The following is a 16224-nucleotide window of genomic DNA, read 5'->3' on the forward strand; positions in this document are numbered from 1 at the left end:
CTCTCGGTTTTCCAGCGGCCTCGCCGGGCTCCGCGATTTTCGCGCTTGCCAATAGTAAGGAATTTACCTAAGTGTTTTTCTAAGCCAACTCTGGTCACGCGGAATGGCCGAGGCAAGGAAATGACCATGACGAGCCTGCAGACCGAAAGCCCCCCGCCGATCGACGGCATTTTCCGGGCGCTCGCCGATCCGACCCGGCGACGCGTGGTCGAGCGACTGAACCGAAGCCCCGCCTCGGTCAGCGAGCTTGCGCAGCCGTTCGAGATGGCCCTGCCATCCTTCATCGAGCATCTCAGGGTGCTGGAAGGCTGCGGGCTGGTGCATTCGGAGAAGGCAGGCCGCGTCAGGACCTACCGGCTCGCGCCGGAGCCGTTGAAGCTCGCGGAAAACTGGTTGGCCGAGCAGCGTGCGCTGTGGGAGCGCCGCCTCGACCAGTTCGACGACTACGTGCTGAAACTTAAGGAGAAAGACAGATGAATATGGTCCCGTTGTTCCAACCCGATCCGAAGCTCGACCTCGTGCTCGAACGAACGATCGAGGCGCCGCGAGAACTGCTGTGGATGGCCCTGACGAGACCCGAGCATGTCCGACAATGGTTCACGCCGAAGCCGTGGATCATCACCGATTGCGAGATCGACCTGCGGCCCGGCGGCCTGTTCCGCACCCGCATGCAGTCGCCCGACGGCAAGGAGGTCAACGACAGGCGTTGCTGCTACCTCGAGATTGTCCAGAACGAGCGCCTGGTGTGGACCGATGCGCTGCTGCCAGGCTACCGGCCGTCAGGCGACCCATTCATTACAGCGGTCATATCGCTGCAATCGTATGGCGAGACGACGCGCTACACCGCCACCGCCATCCACCGCGACGAAGCCACGCGCAACAGCCACGAGGAGATCGGCTTCTACGACGGCTGGGGCACAGTGGCGGATCAGTTGGCCGGCTATCTCAAGACGATCTGAGGCGACCCTGCTTCGCACTCAGATTGCGGCCACGGAGCCGTCGTGGCCGTTCAACCGAACGGCGGTGCCGAAGGCACCAACGCTCGCAACAAATTTGACGGTTGGCGTAATGCCAATGTTGAAGGCTCAGGCGCCGTAGCCGATGATGCCCTTGATCTCGAGGAAATCGTGGATCGCCCAGTCGGCGTATTCGCGGCCGTTGCCGGACTGCTTGTAGCCGCCGAAGGGCGCGAACGTGTCCCATTCCGGATAATTGATCGAGACCTGCCCGGCACGCAGCCGGCTGGCAATCTTGCGGGCGTGGTCGATATCACCGGACTGCACATAGGCGGCCAGGCCATAGACGGTGTCGTTGGCGATCTTCACCGCATCATCATCGTCCTCGTAGGAGATGACCGACAGGACCGGCCCGAAGATCTCCTCCTTCTCGATGGTCATGCCGGGCCTGACGTGGCCGAAAACGGTCGGCCGCACATAGTAGCCACGGTTGAGGTGCTCCGGCCGGCCGGGGCCGCCGGTGACCAGCGTTGCGCCCTCGGCGATACCGGCCTCGATCAGTCGCTGGATCTTGTCGAACTGGATGTTGCTGACCACCGGCCCGAGCTTGGTCTCTTCCGAGCGCGGGTCGCCGACCTTGTGCGCTTCGGCCGCCTTTTTGGCGATGGTCAGCGCTTCGTCGTGGCGGGCGGCCGGCACCAGCATGCGGGTCGGCGCATCGCAAGACTGGCCGCTATTGCCGAAACACGCCTTGACACCCTTGCGCACCGCCGTCTCGAAGTCGGCGTCGGGCAGCACGATGTTGGCCGATTTGCCGCCCAGTTCCTGCGCCACGCGCTTGACCGTCTCGGCCGCCGTCTTGGCGACGATGATGCCGGCCCGGGTCGAGCCGGTGAACGAGACCATATCGACATCAGGATGGCCGGCCATGACCTGGCCGACATCCGGGCCGGTGCCATTGACCATGTTGTAGACGCCCTTCGGCGTGCCGGCAGCCTCCATCACTTCAGAAAAGACGATGCCGCTGATCGGCGCTATCTCGGAAGGCTTCAGCACGACGGTGCAGCCGGCGGCAATGGCCGGCGCCACCTTGCAGACGATCTGGTTGAGCGGCCAGTTCCACGGCGTAATCAGCGCGCAGACGCCGATCGGTTCCTTGGCCACCATGGTGGTGCCGCGCTTCTCGCTGAATTCGTAATCCTCCAGCGCCTTGATGGTGGCTTCCATATGCGCCCTGCCCGCCCAGGCCTGCGCCTCGCGCGCCCACCTGATCGGCGCGCCCATTTCCTGGCTGACCGCCTGGGCGATGTCCTCGTAGCGCTCATTGTAGACTTCGAGGATACGCTTCAGCAGCTTCAGGCGCTCGGCCTTGCTAGTTTGCGAAAAGGAGGGGAATGCCGCCTTGGCTGCCGCCACGGCCTTGTCGACATCGGCCTTCGAGCCGACCGAGATTTTCGTGCAGGCCTCTTCAGTGGACGGATCGATCACATCCAGCGTTGCCGGCACCACGGGGCCGACCCACTTGCCGCCGATGAAAAAGTTGAGATGATTGCTCATGGGCCGTGCTCCGGTTTCTAGAAATGAGTGAGACTAGCTAGGCAGCATAGGGCAGTTGGCGCCACGGCGCAGGCTGATATGCGCCACGTCGCCGACGCTGAATTGAAAACCCTCCGCCCGGCGCGGCGCGTCGATCACCACCTGTGTCCCCTGCCCCAGCTCTGCATGAAGGCGCAAGGTGCGGCCGTGAAAGACGATGCTGTTCACCCGCACCGGTGCAGTACCGGCCGCAGCCTCGGTCGTGGCCAAAAGGTCCTCCGGACGCACGCCGATGGTGCGCACCGTGCCCTCGCCAGGCAGCTCGCCTTTATCCGAAATCGCTTCCAGCGGCAGAGCGCCGGCGGTGAACCGCAAGCGCTCGCCATCACGGCCGACAAAGCGCGACTGCAAAAGGTTCATGGTACCGATGAAGCTGGCGACGAATTTGGTGGCGGGCCGATCGTAAAGGGTCGCCGGCGGCGCAATCTGCTCTATGCGGCCCTTGTTCATGACGACAATGCGGTCTGAGATCGACAGCGCCTCGGTTTGGTCGTGCGTTACCATGACGAAAGTGGTGCCAAGCCGCGACTGCAGCCGCTTCAGTTCGACCTGCATCTGCTCGCGCAGATGCGCATCGAGCGCCGACAGCGGCTCGTCGAGCAGCAGCACACGCGGCTCGCAGACGATGGCGCGGGCAAGCGCGACGCGCTGGCGCTGGCCACCCGACAATTCGGACACACGGGCGCGGAGCTTCTCGGCAAGTCCAACCATGTCGAGCGCTGCGCCGACGCGCCTTGCCTGTTCGGCACCTGAGAGCTTGCGCAGCGACAAGCCGAAGCCGACGTTTTCGGCGACGTTCATGTGCGGGAACAGCGCATAGTCCTGGAACACGGTATTGACGGGACGGTCGAAGGGCCTGAGCGCCGTGATGTCGCGGCCTTCGAGCAGGACCTTGCCGTTCGACGGGCTCTCGAAGCCGGCGATGACCCGCAGGCTGGTGGTCTTGCCGCAGCCGGACGGTCCGAGCAGGGTCAGGAACTCGCCGCGCGAAATGTCGAGATCGACGGTGTCGAGCCCGACGATGCCGCCGGGGAAAATCTTGGAGACCTTGTCCAGCCGGACGAGTGGATCAGGCGCCATCGCGAACCTCGGATGGTTTGGTGGTGTTGACCCACAGGATCTGGCAGCGCTCGCTGCCCGGATTGCGGAAGGCATGCAGCAACGTGCTCTTGAAGGCGAAGCTGTCGCCGGCCTTCAGCCCGTATCTGGTCGAATCGACCACCAGTTCGACCTCGCCCGACAGGACGAAGCCGAATTCATGGCCGGCATGGGCGTAGGCTTCGGCGGTGCCGCCACCGGCTTCCACCGTTACCAGCATGCCGGTCAGCGTGGCGGCCGGCGGCGACAGCAGCGCCTTGGCGATGCCTTCCGACTTGACCGGGATCTGCCGCCGGCTGTTGGCGCGCACGCAATAAAGATCGTTGCCGGCATCGTTGCCGTCAACGATCAGCGCCGACGGCTCGATGTCGAGTGCGGCGGCGAGCGGCCAGATCACTCGCACCCGCAATGACGACATGCCGCGCTCGATCTGGCTCAGTGCACCGATCGACACGCCGGCTTTGGCGGCAAGTTCGGCCAGCGAGAGATTGCGCTCCAGCCTGAGCGCCCGCACGCGCCGGCCGACCCTGACGTCGGCGTCGTCCTTCGGCTTCTCAGCCGCTTCGTCCAGCATGTCCATCCATTCGTCCTTTTTGCCAACGCTTTCCCTTCTCCTTGCGGGAGAAGGAAGAGCGAGCTCAGCCGCCTGCCTTGACCTTCTCGAACATCTTGGCGAGTTCGTCATTCTGTTTCATCGGCCCGGTGAAGATGGTGGTCTTCAGCATCACCTCGGGATCGGAAGGCAGCTGCAGTTTCTCCAACTCCTCCTTCGGCACGGCGGCGAAAGCCGAGCTGGTCGAGCTGCCATAGCCGTAGGCCTGGATCAGGTATTTTCCGGAGTCCGTCTCGAGCCGGCTGTTGATGAAGTCATAAGCGAGGTCGACGTTCTTGGCGTCCTTGAGCATGACGAAACCGCAAGCCCAGGTCAGCATGCCTTCCTTCGGTTTCATGAACTCGACCGGCACGCCCTGCTTCTTCAGCGAGGTGGCCGAGGCGTTCCAGGTCATGGCGGCGACCAGCTGGCCGCTCGCCAGCGCCTGTTCGACCGAGGTCATGTCGGTGGTGTAGTTGGAGAGCAACGGGCGCTGCTCGCGCAATTTTTCCGCAACCTTGTCCATCTGCTCCGGCGTCATGTCGAATGGATTGACGCCGGCAAGAAGGGCTGCCACCACCGGCGTGTCGTGAACGGCGTCGATGGTCGCCATGCGCCCGGCATATTGCTTGTCCCAGAGCAGGTTCCAACTGGCTTCCGGGTTCTTCACCAGATCGGTGCGGTAGAGGATCGAGGTGTTGCCCCAGTCCCATGGCACCATCCAGACCTTGCCGTCGCCGGCCTGCAGGTCGGGCAGGTTCTTGAAGACCGAGAAGATCGAATCCCAGTTCTTGATGCGCTTGGTGTCGATCGGCTGCAGCAGGCCTTCCTTGTTCCAGCGCGCCACCTTGTCATAGCAGGGATGCGCGATGTCGGGGCGGAAGCCAGCCTTGACCTTGGTGAAAGCGTCATCGTCATCGCCAAACATCGAGGCTTCGACACCATCGGGGTGCGCGGCGAGGAAGCTCTTGTTGAAGTCGGGCAGTTCATAGCCCGACCAGGTGAAATATTGCAGCTTGTCGCCGGCGAAGGCGACAGTCGACGCAAGCGCCAGCGCGAAGGCAGCCAGTCCGGTTTTCGCTGTCTTTGCCGTTATCGATTTCAGGTCGAATGCCATTGCAGTTCTCCTCTTTCGGTTTCTTCTGGTTTTGACAGGTTGGCGGGCGCTGACCGCCGGGTGGCAGCAAGCCCGCGATGGCGAAGGATTTCGGCGAGCGCGGCGATGACGAACGACGCGGCCAGGATCGCGGTGCCGAGCGCCATGACTGTCGGCAGCGATTTCGGGAAGCGCAGCTGGCTCCAGATATAAAGCGGCAGCGTCGGCTCGGTGCCGGCGAGGAAGAAGGCGACGATGAACTCGTCGAACGAGGTCAGGAAGGCCAGCATGAACGCCGAAATAATGGCCGGCAGGCTGAGCGGCAGCATCACCCGTCTGAAGGTCGTCCAGTCCGAGGCGCCGAGGTCGAGCGCTGCCTCACGGATGGTCTTCGGGATGGCGGCGAAGCGGCTGCGCATGACCACCACCGTCGTCGGCAGCGCCGCCAATATGTGGCCGAGCACGATGGCAATGCGCGACGGCCCGAAACCGGCGAGGTTGACCAGGATCAACAGCGAGATGCCTATGATGACGCCGGGGATCAGGATCGGCAGCCGGGCTATGGCACTGATCGTGGCGGCCAGCGGCGAGCGCCCGTAGAGGTCCATATAGGACACGGTGATGCCGCAGAGTGTTGCGCCGGTGGCGGCAATGGCGCCGATGATGAGGCTGGTGGCAAGCGCACCGGACAACGCCGAATTGCCGACCAGCGTGCCATACCATTCCAGCGTGAAGCCTTGCAGGGGAAATGCCGCCTGGATCGAATTGTTGAAGGAAAACAGCGGGATCAGCAATATCGGCAAATACAGGAACACCAGATAGGCAAGGACGTAGGCTCCCAGCCAGCCGCCGCCCTGCCTTGCATCGATACGCGCCGTGTTCATGTGCGGCTGCCGTATCGGCGGTCGGCGAAGCGCACGACCAGCACCACGGCGAGAATGACCAGCATGACGGCGACGGCGAGTGCGGCGCCGAACGGCCAGTCATTGGCCTTGCCGAACTCGGCCTGGATCAGTGTGCCGATCATTGTACTGGCAGGGCCGCCGACCAGCGCCGGCGTCACATAGTCGCCGACGGTCGGCACGAAGACGACGAGAGCGGCCGCCAGCACGCCCGGCATCGAATTCGGCAGCACGATGCGGCGGAAACTGGTGAACGGTTTTGCGCCGAGATCGGAAGCAGCTTCGAGCAGCGATTTCGGGATCGTGTCCAGCGCCACATAGATGGGCAGGATGGCGAACGGGGCATAAGCGTGGGCAAGCGTGACGACGACCGCTGCCGGCGTATTCAAGAACGCCAATGTCGGCTCCGACCAGATGCCGCTTTCGATCAATGCCGAGTTAAGCACGCCATTATAGGCAAGCACGATCTTCCAGGCGAAGACGCGCAGCAGATAACTGGTCCAGAACGGCAGGGTCAGCAGGAACAGCAGCAGCCCACGCCGCTGCCCGGCATGGAAAGCCAGGTAGTAGGCGACGGGATATGCCGTGACGACGGTTGCCAGCGTCACCAGGCCGGCGATGCCCAGCGAGCGCAATGTCACCGTCCAGTACAGCGGATCGGTGGCCACGGTGACGAAATTCGCAAGGGTGAAACCGGCCCCCAGCAGCGAGCCGTCATTGCCGCGAAAGGCCAGGAAGAACACCAGGCCAAGCGCGAAAAGGATCAGCAGAAAGGTGACCAGCCCGCCGGGCAGCAGCATGGCGAAGCGAAAACCCGACGAAGACCGGGTTTCCGGCAGCGGCTGCGTTGCGGCGATAGTCGACATCGACGGCCCATCATAATTTGAAATCGACCAAGCTTTTTTCATATTGGTGAAGCTGTCAAGCTGTTTCACGCTTGGGCGTGAACGTCAGCGTTCGAATGCGTCCAGCATCCGGTACCAGGCGATGGTCGCGGCAACGCCGACCTGCCGAAAGGCGTGAAACGGGATCGGCCGGATCGGCGATATCGGGAACGGCAATTGCCTGGTATCGCCGCTCAACAGGTAGGAGGCGATGCGCTCGCCAAGCGCGGTCATCAGACCGATGCCGCGGCCCTGGCAACCGACGACCGCAAGCAGACCCTTCTCTGGCTCGTGGATATGCGGGAGATGGTCCGGCGTCATTGCCACCCGGCCGAACCAGCGCTTTTCAATGGCCACATCGGACAGCGCCGGGTAGAGCCGCAGCAGCGCGCGTTCCAGATGCGCCCAGTCGGCCGGGCCGTTCGGCAAGGCCATGCGGCCGCGCCCGCCGAGCACCAGCCGGCCGTCGGCACTCTTGCGATAATAGACGAGGATGCGGCGCGAATCCGAAACCGCCTGCCCGTCCGGCAGGATCGCCGCCGCGAGATTGGACGATAGCGGTGCTGTCGCGATCTGAAAGGAATGCAGCGGAACGATCGTCTCGGCGAGGCGGGGGAGCAGGCCGCCGGTATAGGCGTTGGTCGCCAGGACGACCGCCTTGGCCTTGAGTTCGGCGCCGCTTTCGGTTGAAACGTGCCAAATGCCAGCATCCTTGCTGATCTGCATCACGTTCTGGCGCTCGGCGACCTTTACGCCCACCGCTGCAGCGACGCGCGCCAGTTCCGACGTGTAGGCGAGCGGATCGATGACACCAGCACGGTGATCGAGCCAGCCGCCGAGATAGCCCTGCGCGCCGGTCATCGTCGCGATCTCCGTCCCGCTCAGCAGCCGGACATCGGCGCCGCGGGCGCGCCACTGCCGATCCCGGTTCGCCGTCGCTTTCAGCGTGGTCTCGGTATGTGCGGCCTGGATCCAGCCATTGCGGACGAACGGCACCGCCATTCTTTCGTCGCGGATCAATTCGAAAACGGCGTCCGCCGTCGAGGCGGCAAAGTTGACGAGCGCTTCGCCGCGTTCGAGACCAAAATGCTCCAGCAGCCAGTCCGGATCGTATTTCAGGCCGGGAATGACCTGGCCGCCGTTCAGACCGGACGCGCCGCTGCCGATTTCGCCGGCCTCCAGTACCTGGACGGCAAGGCCGAGCCGGGCGGCGTGCAAGGCTGTCGACAGCCCCATGATGCCGCCGCCGACGACGACGACATCGACGCATTGGCCGGCTGGAAAAAGCGACTGGAACGCGGTGGCTGTCCGCGGCTTCTGCCAGATTGGATCGGAAAACCGTAGGAGCAAGCGTCACCTGGAGATTTCAGTAGGTGAAAAACCCTAGCGACGGTTTCATTATTTTGAAAGAGCGTTTTCCGTCGCCGTTGGCGCACGTCAGGCTCGATCAAGGTCCAGCGATGCGAAGACCGCTTGAAAGAATTGACAAAGCTCGCCCTGCAAGCGGGATAGACCTTTGGCGGGAATTTGTTGAAAGTGCCGCGGCCGAAGGACAAGAAAACAGGAAATGTAAGCCATGACGAACGCCACACATTTGCCCGCCGAAGGCCTCTTCGTAGGCCGCGCCCGGGCGAGCGATGCTTCCCATCCGCTGGTGGTCACGGTGCGTGACGGCACGGTCTTCGACATCACGTCAAATGTGGCGCCGACCGTACGCGACGTTTGCGAATTGCCGGATCCGGCGGGGCACGTCCGCTCGGCCAAGGGGCGGCCGATCGGTCCGCTCGATGCCATTGCCGCCAACAGTTTTGAGACAGCGCGCGATCCGGGGAAACCGTACCTGCTGTCCCCCGTCGACCTGCAGGCGATCAAGGCGTCTGGCGTCACCTTTGTCGTCAGCCTGCTCGAACGGGTGATCGAGGAGCAGGCGCGCGGTTCGGCGGAAAAGGCCGACGCCATTCGCGCCGACATCGCCGGCCTGATCGGCCACGATCTGTCGAAGCTCAAGCCCGGCTCGCCGGAAGCGATGGAGATCAAGGCCAAGCTGATTGCGCGCGGCGCCTGGTCGCAATATCTGGAAGTCGGCATCGGCCCCGACGCCGAGATCTTCACCAAATGCCAACCGATGGCCTCGGTCGGCTTCGGCGCCGATGTCGGCCTGCATCCGGTTTCGACATGGAACAATCCGGAGCCGGAGATCGCCATGATTGCCGCCAGCAGCGGCAGGATTGTCGGGGCGACGATCGGCAACGACGTCAATCTGCGCGACGTCGAGGGGCGCTCGGCGCTGCTGCTCGGCAAAGCCAAGGACAACAACGCTTCGGCAGCACTTGGCCCCTTTATCCGGCTGTTCGATGAGACATTTTCCATCGGCGACGTGAAGCAGGCGATCGTACGGTTGAAGGTCGAGGGCGAGGATGGGTTCTCGCTGGAGGGCGCCAGTTCGATGGCCGAGATCAGCCGCTCGCCGGAAGAGCTGGTCGCCGCCGCCATGGGGCCGCACCACCAGTATCCGGACGGGCTGGCGCTCTATCTCGGCACGATGTTCGTGCCATCGAAGGATCGCGGCGAAAAAGGCAAGGGCTTTACCCACAAGGTCGGCGACATCGTCACCATCTCGTCGGAGAAGTTCGGTGCCCTGGTCAACCGCGTGCGGCTGTCGCCCGACTGCCCACACTGGACCTACGGCGCCAGCCACCTGATGCGCGACCTCGCCAGGGCCGACCTCATCTAGTCCCCCAGCCTAACATCCGATAGATTCTAGAATTCTCTGATTGGAAATTACCTGCTCGTCGGCATTCGGGAGAGCCCATTGATCGTCGCTCTTGAGGGCAAGACCCTTGTCGTTACCGGCGGAACGCGAGGGCTTGGCGAGACCATCGCCCGGCTAGCCTCAGCCGATGGCGGCGAAGGGATCGCCATTGTCGGCCGCAATGCCGAGCGTGGCAGACGCATCGCCGAAGAGCTTTCACGACCAAGCCGCCCGTTGTCTTCATCCAGGCCGACCTTGGAGATCCGGCCGCGCCTGCAGCTGTCATGGCGGAAGCGATCAAAAGACTCGGCCGCATCGATTGTCTGGTGAACGCCGCGGCCCTCACCGACCGGGCCTCGCTGGAAACTGGCACAATCGACGACTGGGACAGGTTGTTTTCCGTCAATGCGCGCGCGCCGTTCTTCCTCATGCAGGCGGCCCGTAGCCGACATGAAGACACGGCGGGCGGCGGGCGCCATCGTCAACATACTGTCGGTGAATGCGCATTGCGGTGCGCCGGACCTTGCCATCTATTCCGCAACCAAGGGCGCGCTTTCGACGCTGACCAGAAACATTGCCAACGCGCATCTTTCCGATCGCATCCGCGTCAACGGCATCAACATGGGCTGGGTAGCGACGCCGGCCGAACAAGAGATGCAGGCGCGCACGCTGGGCAAGGGCGAAAACTGGGCAAAGATCGCCGCCGCCGGCCTGCCGCTTGGTCGATTGCTGACCATGGACGAAGTCGCCCAGCTAACGCTGTTCCTGCTCAGCGACGCCTCCGGGCTGATGACCGGGACGCTTATCGACCTAGAGCAATCCGTGCTCGGCGCGCCGCCGCGCGGCATTGCATGACGGTCGCAAGGCCGGTCGTCGGCCGCCTGGAAAATATCAGCCAAACTGATGCAATCTGATGGGATTGCTGATGGCGTGGTGCCTTGCGGCAACGTCCATTGGCGATGGAGGCTTGCCATCGATCGAAAAAGGGAATGCTCTAATGCGCCCAGGTCGACGCTGGCAAAATGCGATCACGGTTTTGGCCGCGCACGGTTTTTGGCCGCGATCGTCGTCGGAGGAGGAGTTCGGTTCAAATGGGAGGAAATCAAATGCTGACGAGGCTAAGACTGCTCGTACTTGGCTTGGTGGTGGCGCTGGCCATTCCGGCCGCGGCACAGGCCAAGACGTTCTACTGGATTTCGCATGGCGGCCCGGCCGATCCGGTCTGGACCTACTTCCTTGCCGGCGCCAAGCAATGGGCGGCGGATACCGGCAACACTGTCAACACGTCGTTCCACAATGGCGACGTGGCGTCGCAGCAGGAGGCTGTTCGCGCCGCGATTGCCGCCAAGGCCGACGGCATCACCACGACCAGCCCTGATCCGGGCAGCCTTGTCGAGATCGTCAAGGAAGCGCGGGCAGCGAACATCCCGATCATCAACTTCAACACGCCCGACCCGAAGGCGGATTTCAACGCCTATGTCGGCGGCGACAACGTTACCTTCGGCAAGCATTGGGCGCAGTATTTGGTCGACAAGGGCCTGGTGAAGAAGGGCGACTTCGTCTGGATGCCGGTCGAAATTCCCGGCGCCACCTATGGCGTCCAGGAAGAGGAAGGTATCAAGAGCGTATTCGAGCCGCTCGGCATCACCTATGAAATCACCGAAGCGACGCTCGACCAGGCCGAAGTGATCAACCGCATGGTCGATTACCTCACCGCCAACAGGGCCAAGGTCAAGGCGGTTATCGGCCTCGGCGACCTTGTCACCGGTTCGATCAAGCGGGTGTTCGACCAGGTCGGCGTCAAGCCGGGCGAAATCCCGGTCGTCGGCTGGGGCAACTCGCTCGACACCACCCAGGAAGTGCTGAACGGCTACGTCAATGCCGGCCAGTGGCAGGATCCGCAGGCGACCAGCTACGTCGCGCTCTCGCTCGCCAACATGGCGGCGAGCGGTATTCCGCCCGGCTTCGACGTGATCACCGGCGCGCTCTACGAGAAGGACACCGCGGCAGTCTACGACAAGATCCTGTCCGGCAAATAAATCCGCGATCGAGTTGGTCACGGCCGCTTCGGCGGCCGTGACTGTCTCATCATTCCGCCGAAGCCGGTTGCGGTCTCGGCCAAATCCAATCCTATCGCGGGTCCAAGGTGGAAAATCGTTCTCTTATCCAACGCTCGATCGCGCGGCCCGAGTTCGGGCCGTTCGTGCTGCTCGTCGTCGAGATCGCCGTGTTCTGGGGCATCAACCACGACTTCTTGTCGCCGCAAAACATCTCGAACACGCTGGCCTTCACGGTCGAGCTCGGCCTGATCGCGCTGGCGATGACGCTGTTGATGACATCAGGCGAATTCGACCTCTCGGTCGGCTCGGTGTTCGGCTTCTCGCCGGTCCTGATGTGGACGTTGTTCAACAGCGGCGTCGCCTCGCTCGAAGCCGCCTTCGTCATGGCGCTGGTGGTCGCTGCGTTCATTGGACTGGTCAATGGCTGGTTCGTGACGCAGCTCAAGATCCCGTCCTTCCTGGTGACGTTGGGCATGCTGCTGGTGGTGCGCGGCACCGCTTTGTTCGTCACCAACGGGTTTCCGCAGCGGACCTGGAGCGCCGAGGGCAGCTGGCTGGCGGAAGCGCTGGTCGGCGATTTCTTCATCGGGCCGTTCCGGATCTATATGTCGCTGTTCTGGTTCATCGCCGCCGCAATCGCGCTCGGCTACGTGCTGACGCAGAGCCGGACCGGCAACTGGATCCAGGCGGCCGGCGGCAACCCGAGTGCTGCAAGGGCGCGCGGCGTCAATGTCAGCGGCGTCAAGATCGGCCTGTTCATCCTGTCGTCGATCCTGGCCTCGCTTGCCGGCGTCATCTCCTCGCTGCGCACCTCGGCGGCCAACCCCAACAGCGGCACCGGCTACGAGCTCGAAGTCATCGCCATGGTGGTGATCGGCGGCACGGCGCTGACCGGTGGGCGCGGCACAATCATCGGCACGGTGCTCGGTATCCTGATCCTGCGCGTGATGCGCAACGGCATCGTGCTGATCGGCGTGCCCGGCCTTGCCTATAATATTTTCATCGGCGCCATCATCCTCGGCATGATGGCGCTCCACTCATGGCTGGAACGCCGGCATCAGGCAGGGACTTGAGACGATGGTCGAGCCACTGATCCGCATGACGAACATCTGCAAGTCCTATGGCCGCGTGCAGGCGCTGGTTGATGCCAATTTCCACGTCAACGAAAGGGAGATCGTCGGGCTGCTCGGCGACAACGGCGCCGGCAAGTCGACGCTGATCAAGGTGCTATCGGGCGCGGTCCCGCTGACCAGCGGCGACATCTTCATCCGCGGCAAGAAGGTGAATTTGCGCAGCACCAGCGACGCCATCGCCCATGGCATCGAGACGATCTACCAGGACTCCGCGCTGGTGACGCAGCTGTCGATCGCCCGCAACCTGTTCCTCGGACGCGAGCCGATCAAGCTGCCGCGTTTCCTCAACCGCATGGACCAGGAGGCGATGAACGTGGTTGCCCGCGACCTGCTCAAGCAGGTCGGCATCTCGAAGAACATCCCGCCGACGACGCCGATCGGCTCGCTCTCCGGCGGCGAGCGGCAGGCTGTGGCGATTGCACGCGCCATGCATTTCGACAGCGACCTCATCATCCTCGACGAGCCGACCAACAATCTCGGCGTCGCCGAAACGCAGGGCGTTCTGAGCTTCGTGCGCAGCGCCCGCGATTCCGGCCATTCCTGCATCTTCATCGCCCACAACATCCACCACGTCTTCCAGGTGGTCGACCGCATCGTCGTCATGCGCCGCGGCAAGGTGGTCGCCGACGATATCGACCCGAAGAAGACCAGCGTCGCCGAAGTCGAACGCGTCATCACCGGCATGTCGGACAAGGAGATCCATGACGCGCTGGTCGAGGGCACGCAACGGCCCGGCTGAGCAGCCGAGCCGGGCTTATCGTCGAGGCACTGGATCGCATCGCCACATGGTTGCGACATGAAAGCCACCGTTTCGGATATTGCCAGGAGCTGTGGCCTGTCGACCGCGACGGTCGACCGTGTGCTCAACAACCGGCCGGGGGCGAGTGCCGCCAACCGGCAGCGCGTGATGGAGGCGGCCAAGCAGCTCGGCTATCTGCCGGTCGTCGACCAGGTCGCGTTGCCTTCGCGGCCGGCGCATCTCGAATTCTTCCTGCCGATCGGCAGCAATGCCTTCATGGCCGATCTGGCCAGGCACATCGAGGATTATGCGGCGCGCCTGCCGCTGGTTGCCTCCTGCCGCATCCACAAGCTCGCCGGCATCTCGCCGAGCGCCTTGCAGGCGGCCGTCGAAAACCTCTCGCTCAAGGCGAACGGCGTCGGCGTCATCGCCATCGATCATCCGAGAACGCGCAACATCTTGCGCGAGATCGTCGAGGCCGGCATCCGCCTGGTCACGCTGGTGTCCGATGTTCCGGCCGCGCCCCGGTCGGCCTATGTCGGCATCGACAACCGGGTGGCCGGCCGCACGGCGGCGCTGCTGATGGGACGGTTCCTCGGCGGCCGCCAGGGCCATCTGGCGATGGTCGTCGGCTCACGCTCCTATCGCGGCCACGAGGAGCGCGAAATGGGCTTTCGTTCCGTGCTCGGCGAGGAGTTCCCCAACCTGACCGTCACCAGCGCCGTCGAGATCAACGACGAGCCGGAGGTCAGTTATACCGCGACCATGAAGGCGCTGCACAACGAGCCGGAGCTGCTCGGCATCTACTGTATCGGCGCCGGGCGCTCGGGCGTTGCGAAGGCGCTGCGCGAAGTCAGGCCGCAGAAGAAGCCGGTGTTCATCTGCCATGATCTGACGCGCGAGACGCGCGGCTATCTCGTCGACGATCTGCTCGACGTCGTCATCGACCAGAATGCGCGGCTGATCGCCGAACAGTCGGTCATTCGCCTGCTCGGCTCGATCGCCTCGTCGGCGCCCTATCTGACGCGGAAATTCATCGAGCCGCGCCTGATCTTCAAGGAAAATGTCCCGGTGCAGTGATGCCGCGCGAGGGCGATGGTCGCTCGGCCTTGATCGTTAAAATTCGGTTGATACCGCAAATCTGCACATCACCTATGCAACTTTTGTGGTTGCCGAATCATTGGGCAATCGATAGTTTCGCAGGTGTCGGCCATCTACTCCTCCCAGATGCGATGCCGACGCTGAGTGCGGTACACCTCCTCCCGTGCCGTATTCGAAATCGAGCCCGCTGCCACCTCCTCCCGGCAGCGGGCTTTTTTTGTTCCGGCTCCGGGATAGCGGCCGATGCTTGGGGCCTGACTAGCAGCGGACGCGACTCTTGATCCGCAGATCGATGAGCTTTGCTGCGATCGCCGCGGCTTGTCGCGCAGAATCCTGTCACACTTGTCACTCTCACCGGTTCGCCGGCGGCCCTATCCTGCCTTACGACCAGCAAACAACGCCGCGCCGGCATTGGTGCGGAGGATCGGCAAGGGAGACGCGAGATGGCACATCCGGATGGGACGAGACATCACCCCGCGGCGCGGCGCGCAATCGAAACGCCACGGATCGTTTCGCCGCTTGCGAGATTATCTGGCCCTGAAAGAAGTGATCAGGCCTTCCGCCATGCGGACGAACTGCGCGCTCGGGCCCTCGGCGCCGACGCTTTGCAGGCTGACACGGGCGCCCTCGAGCAGAAGCGACAGCGTGTCCGCAAGAAGTTCGGCCTGTCCGATGCCGGCATCGCGACACAGGGAGACCAGCCGCTCGCGCTGCGCTTCCTTGAGTTCCTTGATCACTTGCCTTGCCGGATGATCGGCCTCGCTCAGCTCGATGGCGGCGTTGGCCATGTCGCAACCGCGACGGTCGGACATCAGGCAATCGGCCGCCATCCGGACCCAGGCGTGCAATTGCGCCAGCTTGTCGCCCGGATTCTCGGCCTCGAACTTTTCCCACATCGCGTTGGCGCTGCAGGCGGTCGCCCGCAGACATTCGATGATCAGGTCGTCCTTGGACTCGAAATGCCGGTACAGCGTCATCTTGTTGGTGCCGGCGGCCTCGGTGATGGCGTCGATGCCGACGCCGCGAATGCCATGCTTGTGAAACATGTCCCGTGCCGTCTCCAGGATCCTGTCCCGGGGGCGAACACGCTCCACAACACCGTCTGTCATCAAAACCTCCGTGATTGCGTTTCCCGAAATTCCCTCGGTGCACCTCTTGACTAGGGTGTTACCGGTCTGTAACGTTAGAGATGTTACTTACCTGTAACACCCGCATTGCATCATGTCAAACTCGCAAGTGCTGGCCATCACCCCCGCCCCAATCGGCAAGGGGACGAACCGCACCTTACGGCCTCGGCCGGCGAGCAAGAGAACAC

Annotated in this window: 16 protein-coding genes and 1 pseudogene; 9 read left to right on the forward strand and 8 right to left on the reverse strand. The window is 63.3% G+C overall.

Translation table 11 applies throughout. The features are described 5' to 3' along the window. Positions 1 to 126: 126 nt before the first annotated feature. Positions 127 to 477 (forward strand): metalloregulator ArsR/SmtB family transcription factor, encoded by a 351-nt coding sequence (locus RQ479_RS15185; protein WP_352720665.1) that lies wholly within the window; start codon positions 127 to 129, stop codon positions 475 to 477. Then, a complete protein-coding gene (locus RQ479_RS15190) occupies positions 474 to 959 on the forward strand; it encodes an SRPBCC family protein (protein ID WP_376705692.1) in 486 nt (161 codons plus the stop codon). The genes RQ479_RS15185 and RQ479_RS15190 overlap by 4 nt, the downstream gene beginning before the upstream one ends. Before the next feature lie 126 nt (positions 960 to 1085). Here RQ479_RS15190 and RQ479_RS15195 read toward each other — a convergent pair whose 3' ends face one another. The 7 genes from RQ479_RS15195 to RQ479_RS15225 all read right to left on the reverse strand — a co-directional run bounded on the left by RQ479_RS15195 (position 1086) and on the right by RQ479_RS15225 (position 8474). Further along, positions 1086 to 2513, reverse strand: coding sequence for an aldehyde dehydrogenase family protein (locus RQ479_RS15195; RefSeq protein ID WP_376705693.1), 1428 nt, complete (start codon positions 2511 to 2513; stop codon positions 1086 to 1088). Positions 2514 to 2546: 33 nt separating this feature from the next. Next, positions 2547 to 3632, reverse strand: a complete 1086-nt coding sequence (locus RQ479_RS15200) for an ABC transporter ATP-binding protein (protein WP_376705694.1) — start codon at positions 3630 to 3632, stop codon at positions 2547 to 2549. Further along, positions 3622 to 4230, reverse strand: coding sequence for a cupin domain-containing protein (locus tag RQ479_RS15205; protein ID WP_254820400.1), 609 nt, complete (start codon positions 4228 to 4230; stop codon positions 3622 to 3624). Before RQ479_RS15205 ends, RQ479_RS15200 begins: the two co-directional genes overlap by 11 nt. Before the next feature lie 58 nt (positions 4231 to 4288). Continuing rightward, positions 4289 to 5359 (reverse strand): ABC transporter substrate-binding protein, encoded by a 1071-nt coding sequence (locus RQ479_RS15210; RefSeq protein WP_376705695.1) that lies wholly within the window; start codon positions 5357 to 5359, stop codon positions 4289 to 4291. Continuing rightward, a complete protein-coding gene (locus tag RQ479_RS15215; protein ID WP_376705696.1) occupies positions 5344 to 6222 on the reverse strand; it encodes an ABC transporter permease in 879 nt (292 codons plus the stop codon). The genes RQ479_RS15210 and RQ479_RS15215 overlap by 16 nt, the downstream gene beginning before the upstream one ends. Continuing rightward, positions 6219 to 7106 (reverse strand): ABC transporter permease, encoded by an 888-nt coding sequence (locus RQ479_RS15220; RefSeq protein WP_376705697.1) that lies wholly within the window; start codon positions 7104 to 7106, stop codon positions 6219 to 6221. The genes RQ479_RS15215 and RQ479_RS15220 overlap by 4 nt, the downstream gene beginning before the upstream one ends. A gap of 84 nt (positions 7107 to 7190) precedes the next feature. Further along, positions 7191 to 8474 carry an NAD(P)/FAD-dependent oxidoreductase gene (locus RQ479_RS15225; protein ID WP_376705698.1) on the reverse strand — a complete coding sequence of 428 codons (1284 nt, stop codon included), beginning with the start codon at positions 8472 to 8474 and terminating at the stop codon, positions 7191 to 7193. Between the two features lie 226 nt (positions 8475 to 8700). Here RQ479_RS15225 and RQ479_RS15230 point away from each other — a divergent pair, with 226 nt between their 5' ends. From RQ479_RS15230 to RQ479_RS15260, 7 genes and pseudogenes are all read left to right on the forward strand, one after another. Further along, entirely contained in the window at positions 8701 to 9858 is a 1158-nt protein-coding gene (locus RQ479_RS15230; protein ID WP_376705699.1) for a fumarylacetoacetate hydrolase family protein, read from the forward strand. A 260-nt stretch (positions 9859 to 10118) separates the two neighbouring features. Continuing rightward, a pseudogene (locus tag RQ479_RS15235) lies at positions 10119 to 10262 on the forward strand (short-chain dehydrogenase); the annotation flags it as partial. A 64-nt stretch (positions 10263 to 10326) separates the two neighbouring features. Next, positions 10327 to 10731, forward strand: a complete 405-nt coding sequence (locus RQ479_RS15240; protein ID WP_376705700.1) for an SDR family oxidoreductase — start codon at positions 10327 to 10329, stop codon at positions 10729 to 10731. Positions 10732 to 10982: 251 nt separating this feature from the next. Beyond that, the gene (locus tag RQ479_RS15245) at positions 10983 to 11915 is read left to right on the forward strand and encodes a substrate-binding domain-containing protein (RefSeq protein ID WP_292659924.1); all 933 of its coding nucleotides are present in this window, start codon (positions 10983 to 10985) and stop codon (positions 11913 to 11915) included. 107 nt (positions 11916 to 12022) lie between these two features. Further along, on the forward strand, positions 12023 to 13009 hold the full coding sequence (locus RQ479_RS15250) for an ABC transporter permease (protein WP_352466112.1): 987 nt from the start codon (positions 12023 to 12025) through the stop codon (positions 13007 to 13009). 4 nt (positions 13010 to 13013) lie between these two features. Continuing rightward, positions 13014 to 13808 carry an ATP-binding cassette domain-containing protein gene (locus tag RQ479_RS15255; protein WP_376705701.1) on the forward strand — a complete coding sequence of 265 codons (795 nt, stop codon included), beginning with the start codon at positions 13014 to 13016 and terminating at the stop codon, positions 13806 to 13808. Positions 13809 to 13865: 57 nt separating this feature from the next. Then, on the forward strand, positions 13866 to 14888 hold the full coding sequence (locus RQ479_RS15260) for a LacI family DNA-binding transcriptional regulator (RefSeq protein ID WP_376705702.1): 1023 nt from the start codon (positions 13866 to 13868) through the stop codon (positions 14886 to 14888). Positions 14889 to 15436: 548 nt separating this feature from the next. Here the strand turns inward: RQ479_RS15260 and RQ479_RS15265 are convergent. Further along, positions 15437 to 16018: a TetR/AcrR family transcriptional regulator gene (locus RQ479_RS15265; RefSeq protein WP_031211029.1), complete on the reverse strand. Its 582-nt coding sequence runs from the start codon at positions 16016 to 16018 to the stop codon at positions 15437 to 15439. Positions 16019 to 16224: the final 206 nt, after the last annotated feature.

It is taken from the genome of Mesorhizobium sp. ISC25 (assembly GCF_042295465.1).
Taxonomy (GTDB): Bacteria; Pseudomonadota; Alphaproteobacteria; order Rhizobiales; family Rhizobiaceae; genus Mesorhizobium.